The organism is Pseudomonas sp. BS-2016 (assembly GCF_001806145.1).
Lineage (GTDB): Bacteria > Pseudomonadota > Gammaproteobacteria > Pseudomonadales > Pseudomonadaceae > Aquipseudomonas > Aquipseudomonas lundensis.
This window is the reverse complement of the sequence record NZ_MLCT01000117.1, coordinates 1-1,686: the sequence shown is the minus strand read 5'-3', so window position 1 is coordinate 1,686 and position 1,686 is coordinate 1. Positions and strand designations below refer to the sequence as shown.

Here is a 1,686-nt window from a genome sequence, read left to right as displayed (position 1 = left end):
ACCCGAAGAACCTGAAGTTCAAAGAGCTGGAATCGGCCCTGCTGCCACGGGTGCTGGACCAGGTTGACCTCGACCTGATCAACACCAACTACGCCCTGGAAGCTGGCCTGAACCCGGCCAAGGACGCGTTGATCATCGAAGACGCCAAATCACCTTACGTAAACTTCCTGGTGGCCCGCCCGGACAACAAGGACAGCGATGCTATCCAGAAGTTGGCCAAGGCCCTGACCAGCCCGGAAGTCAAAGCTTTCATCGAGAAGAAGTACAACGGCGCGGTGGTGCCAGCGTTCTGATGTAAGCCAAAACCCCCTTCAAGGTTTCAACGCCGACGGCTACTACAGCGTCGGCGTTTTTTTATCTGAAATACAGTCAAAACTGTGCGATTGCTCGTTCCCACGCTCCGCGTGGGAACGTCTCCTGTGACGCTCTGCGTCACGACTTTAGAGCGGACGCAGAGCGTCCTGGGCTGCATTCCCACGCAGAGCGTGGGAATGATCGACAGCTCCCGCAGGGGTTAGGTTTTTGGGTGATACCAATATGCTATTTTGGTATTTAAATTTTGATTTTTATACTTTTAAAGTTCGCGCTAGCTGACGTTATCCACGTCAGCACGGACTGCGCTCGCGGCATTACCCATGCGGCGATATGGACTGCACATGACCTTCGATTTCGCTTTTATCCTCAGCACCCTCCCGGCGTTTCTCAAGGCTGTGGGTGTGACGCTGCAAGTCGGCCTGATCGCCATTGCCACGTCCTTGCTGGTGGCGCTGATCAACGCTGCGCTGCTGGTGTTTCGCACGCCTTACCTGTCGCGCCTGGTGGCGCTCTATGTGGAGCTGGCGCGTAACACGCCGCTGTTGATCCAACTGTTCTTCGTCTACTTCGCGCTGCCGGCCCTGGGTTTCAATATTTCCGGGTTCTGGGCGGCGATCATCACCATGACCTTTCTGGGCGGCGCCTATCTCACCGAGGTGCTGCGCGCTGGTGTGGAAGCGGTGCCGCTGGCGCAAATCGAGTCGGGCAAGTCCATTGGCCTGTCCGATTGGCAGCTGTTGCGCCATGTGATCCTGCCCCAGGCCGGCATCCTCAGCCTGCCGGCGCTGTTCGCCAATTTCATCTTTCTGCTCAAGGAAACCACGGTGGTTTCCGCCGTGGCGGTGCCGGAAATTCTCTACACCACCAAGAGCTACATCGCCCTCTACTACAAGACCTACGAAATGCTCGCTGTGCTGACGCTGATTTGCGTGCTGTTGTTCTTGCCGTTGTCGCTGTTGCTCAGCCGCCTGGAAAGGAGGCTCCAACATGGCCAGTTCGGGTCTTGAGTTGCTGTGGGTGTCGTTGCCGCAACTGGGCAAGGGCGCTGCGCAAACCCTGTCGATTTCGTTTTTGAGCATCGCCTTCAGTACGGTTGGCGGCGTGCTCTACGGCGTGCTGCGCACTTTGAATAACAAAGCGATCAACGGCGTGCTGCGGGTCTACCTGGAACTGTTCCGCGCCATTCCGGTACTGGTGTGGTTGTACCTGCTGTTTTTTGGCGTGCCGATCTTCTTCGGCCTGAGCATCCCCAGTTTCTGGTGCGCGGTGCTGGTGCTGTCGTTGTGGGGCGCCAGCGAGGTGGGCGAAGTGGTGCGTGGCGCGTTGCATTCGCTGCCCCGTGGCCAGCGCGAAGCGGGCTTGTCGATTGGC

At 57.9% G+C, this 1,686-nt stretch carries 3 protein-coding genes; all 3 read left to right on the top strand.

Translation table 11 applies throughout. The annotated features are described in order from the left end of the window. A partial coding sequence (locus tag BKD70_RS22845; protein ID WP_256543226.1) for a MetQ/NlpA family ABC transporter substrate-binding protein occupies window positions 1–293 on the top strand: 293 nt, incomplete at its 5' end. Window positions 294–656: 363 nt separating this feature from the next. Beyond that, window positions 657–1,322 (top strand): amino acid ABC transporter permease, encoded by a 666-nt coding sequence (locus BKD70_RS22840; protein ID WP_003187615.1) that lies wholly within the window; start codon window positions 657–659, stop codon window positions 1,320–1,322. After that, window positions 1,303–1,686 (top strand): ABC transporter permease subunit (locus BKD70_RS22835; RefSeq protein ID WP_139145804.1); only part of this gene is annotated, 384 nt, incomplete at its 3' end. The genes BKD70_RS22840 and BKD70_RS22835, both read left to right, overlap by 20 nt.